This window comes from Bacillus sp. P4_D3 (assembly GCF_056401855.1).
This window is the reverse complement of record NZ_JBFUIN010000315.1, coordinates 1-3,802: the sequence shown is the minus strand read 5'-3', so window position 1 is coordinate 3,802 and position 3,802 is coordinate 1. Positions and strand designations below refer to the sequence as shown.

5 protein-coding genes are annotated in these 3,802 nt (G+C 34.2%); 2 read left to right on the top strand and 3 right to left on the bottom strand.

Annotated elements, in window-relative coordinates:
• Together AC1DTM_RS20125 and AC1DTM_RS20120 are read left to right on the top strand one after the other, a co-directional pair.
• The coding region (locus AC1DTM_RS20125) for a DUF72 domain-containing protein (protein ID WP_477000724.1) at window positions 1-804 on the top strand (804 nt) is incomplete at its 5' end.
• Between the two features lie 274 nt (window positions 805-1,078).
• Window positions 1,079-2,433, top strand: a protein-coding gene (locus AC1DTM_RS20120) for an IS3 family transposase (RefSeq protein WP_477000723.1) whose coding sequence is annotated in 2 segments (ribosomal slippage) — window positions 1,079-1,532 and window positions 1,532-2,433 — 1,356 coding nt in all. Because the reading frame shifts where the segments join, the coding sequence is not laid out codon by codon here.
• Window positions 2,434-2,469: 36 nt separating this feature from the next.
• Here AC1DTM_RS20120 and AC1DTM_RS20115 read toward each other — a convergent pair.
• The 3 genes from AC1DTM_RS20115 to AC1DTM_RS20105 all read right to left on the bottom strand — a co-directional run.
• Window positions 2,470-2,664: a DUF3924 family protein gene (locus AC1DTM_RS20115; protein WP_002149425.1), complete on the bottom strand. Its 195-nt coding sequence runs from the start codon at window positions 2,662-2,664 to the stop codon at window positions 2,470-2,472.
• A 121-nt stretch (window positions 2,665-2,785) separates the two neighbouring features.
• Window positions 2,786-3,316, bottom strand: coding sequence for a tyrosine-type recombinase/integrase (locus AC1DTM_RS20110; RefSeq protein ID WP_000806236.1), 531 nt, complete (start codon window positions 3,314-3,316; stop codon window positions 2,786-2,788).
• A 107-nt stretch (window positions 3,317-3,423) separates the two neighbouring features.
• Window positions 3,424-3,802, bottom strand: a 379-nt coding sequence (locus AC1DTM_RS20105) for a sensor histidine kinase (RefSeq protein ID WP_477000722.1), incomplete at its 5' end; no start/stop codon positions are given.

The window sequence follows — 3,802 nt, the reverse complement described above, 5'->3', positions numbered from 1 at the left end:
TTATATAGTAATCCCTATGAAAATAGAAATAAATTGCGAACTTATAGTGAACATTTTCCCATTGTGGAAGTAGATAGTTCATTTTATGCGATACAACCTGCGCGGAATTATACAAAATGGGCGATGGAAACGCCGAAAGATTTTTCTTTTATAGTAAAAGCTTATCAAGGAATGACAGGACATATGAAAGGGGAAATCCCTTTTTCTACGTTCGATGAGATGTTTGATGTGTATAAACAATCAATTCTTCCTTTAATAGAAGCGAATAAATTAAAAATGATTTTATTTCAATATCCACCATGGTTCGATTGTAAAGTGAAAAATGTAGATTTACTTCGGTACACGAAAGAAAAAATGGAAGATTTCCCATGTGCAATAGAATTTCGAAATCAAACATGGTTTTATCCAGAGATGAGAGATAAGACGTTACAATTTTTAGAACAAGAAAAATGGATTCATACAATTTGCGATGAGCCTCAGGCAGGAATAGGATCAGTACCGCTTGTATTAGAGGCAACAAATTCAGACATGGCGTTAATACGTTTTCATGGCCGGAATGTTCATGGATGGCTTGACAAAGGAGAAAATTGGAGAGCGGTTCGTTGTTTATATCGCTACAATAATAATGAGTTGAAAGAATGGGTAAACCGATTAGAGGAATTGAAAAAAAAGACTAAGGACATATACGTTTTGTTTAACAATAATTCGGGTGGGGATGCGGCGGACAATGCGAAACAGTTGATGGAAATGGCGAATATTACATATGGCGAGCCGAAACCAGAGCAATTAAATTTATTTGAATAAATACAAACAAGAAAAGCACTGTACAAACAGGGGGAATGTACAATGCTTTTCTATATGAAAAAGAGGGGTAACAATGTTACTGAGCGTTTGGTTGATTCATCAATTGTTGGCTTCATAATAAATGATAATGGTTATCATTATCATAGTCAATAGTTTTTCGGAAAATAAATAAAAAACTTTTGATATTTTGAAAATAAATAAAAAAAGAACAGCGATTACTGAACTGCACCCCAGTTGTTAGACACAGTCTAACAACTGGAGGTGCAGTTTTTCTATGGCTAAATTTACAGCTGATGAAAAAATRCAAATCGTTCTACGTTATTTGAACGGAAATGAAAGTTATCGAGAAATGGGTAGAGCGATCGGTATAAGTGGCACAATCATTTTGAATTGGGTAAACCAATATAAGCAGAATGGTGTGGAAGCTTTTCTAAAACGATGTACAAATTACACACAACAATTTAAACTAGACGTACTAAACTTTATGATTGAAAACGGTATGTCCTTATTTGAGACGGCAGCTATCTTTAACATTCCTGCCCCTTCAACGATTTCTGTTTGGAAAAAACAACTCGAAACACAAGGAATTGATGCCCTTCAATCTAAGAAAAAGGGGCGTCCATCCATGAAAAAAGATTCAAATAAACAATTAAAACAAGCTTTAGCTGAAGGGTCAGTCGAAGCACTTGAAGCACGTATTAAACAGCTTGAAATGGAAAATGAGTACTTAAAAAAGTTGAATGCCTTAGTTCAAAACAAGGAAAAGTCACTAAACAAGACAAAGCGCAAGTAGTCTATGAATTAAGGTATAAATATTCGGTGAAGGCACTCGTGGAGTTAGCTAATATTCCACGAAGCACGTATTATGATTTAGTAAAGAAAATGAATCGCCCAGATGTAGATGCCGATTTGAAAGCTGATATTAAAGCGATTTATGAGGAGAATGAAGGTCGTTATGGCTACCGTCGCATTCGTGATGAGTTAACGAATCGTGGTCAGAAAGTGAATCACAAAAAGGTGCAACGTATTATGAAAGAGCTTGGATTAAAGTGTGTTGTGCGTATGAAGAAATATAAATCCTATAAAGGGAAAGTCGGTAAAATTGCACCCAATATTTTAGAGCGTAATTTTTATGCAGATGTACCGAATCAAAAATGGGTAACAGACATCACAGAGTTTAAATTGTTTGGAGAAAAACTGTATGTATCACCTGTATTAGACTTGTATAATGGTGAAATTATTACCTATACAATTGGTTCTAGACCGACGTATTCACTTGTTTCAGAGATGTTAGAGAAAGCATTAGAACGTTTACCTGAAAACCACCAGCTACTGATGCATTCGGATCAAGGATGGCATTATCAAATGAGACAGTACGTCCGTACACTTGAATCAAGAGATATCGTACAGAGTATGTCTCGAAAAGGAAACTGTTACGACAACGCAGTAATAGAGAATTTCTTTGGGATTATGAAGTCGGAGTTCCTCTATATAAAAGAATTTGAATGTATAGAGCATTTTAAAATAGAATTAGAAAAATATATAGATTATTATAATAAGAAACGGATTAAGGCAAAATTAAAAATGAGCCCGGTACAATACCGGACTCATTTGGATCAAGTAGCCTAATGAAATAACCGTGTCTAACTTTTAGGGGTCACTTCATTACTGCTGTTCTTTTCCATTGACGAATTGTTGTAAATCAAAAGGAGTTATCGCTTGGATAAATTCCTTTGAGATAAGTGTTTGAACAAGAGTGCTTTCAGAAATTGTAGCACCTGTTTTCTTTTCATAAGATTTCTTTAATAAATCAAGTTTTTCAGCCGTTTCTTTCGGTAATTCAATTGTTAATGTGTTCATAATTTCTCCCCCTTACTATTAGATTACCACTACAGTATAGGAGAGACAAGAAAAGAGAATATGAAACATAAAAAAGGTTACCAAATTTACAAATGGTAACCTTTTTTATGTATAAGAGTTATTAAGCAATACCGATATACTTTAAAGTTTTTGATGGAGTACTGTGATCAAAGAAGTGTTGTAAAAATGCAATATCAACACCTGATTTGTATGCACAATAGCCCCAAGTTTTTCGAAGTGTATGTGAGCTAATCCCTTCTAATCCAACTTCTTTTGCAGCTTTGTTTAAAATGTACCATGCATGTTGTCTCGTAATAGACTTTGTTCCTTTTTGAGACTTTAATAATGGTTCATTACGTTTCCAAGTTTTACGTTCTTTCATGTAGTCTTCGATTGCGTGCTGTAAGTCTTCATTTACAGCAAACCATTTATGTTTCTTTACTTTTTCATTGTAAAATAAAATGGAATGGCGAACATTTTCATTTTCATCGATTACATCACTAACTTTTAATTGTAAGATTTCACTTACTTTTAAGCCAGAATTTACAGCTAATACGAATAGTAAGCCATCACGTTTCGAAGATTGTAAAAGTATATTTTTGATAGTTTCTAATTGTTTTTCGTTTTGAATAGGTTGTCCTGCTTGTTTCATTTCACGCACTCTCCTCTTTTATATGTGTAAAGGAAAGGATTAACTTGTTTCTTACTATAAAGGGAGAGTGTGAATTTCATGTGAACTCCTAGTGAAATTAAGACAAATTATTTGACTTCTTTCACTTTTTGTAAATTAAAATAAAATACAACGCTATTAGTGGTATTATACACACCGTATTCGGCGCGATGGAGATCTAAAATGTTTTTCACAATGGATAACCCAAGGCCGGTACCTCCAGTATGACGGCTACGAGAAGCGTCTAAACGGTAGAAGCGATCCCAAATTTTTTCAAGGCTTTCTTCTGGAATAGGATTACCTGTGTTTTCAATTTCGATTTTCACTATATCTTCCGTTTCTACAACAGAGACATGTATTTTTTCACCATCTGGAGTATATCGAATTGCATTGCTAAGTAAGTTTACAACTACTTGCTCAATACGGCTACGATTTGCTTTAACAAATAGAGAAGAGTCAGCATGGATG

Excerpts from the sequence above, each read along its gene's own strand:
- AC1DTM_RS20115 (WP_002149425.1), bottom strand. The coding sequence starts at position 2,664 with ATGAACACATTAACAATTGAATTACCGAAAGAAACGGCTGAAAAACTT.
- AC1DTM_RS20110 (WP_000806236.1), bottom strand. The coding sequence starts at position 3,316 with ATGAAACAAGCAGGACAACCTATTCAAAACGAAAAACAATTAGAAACT.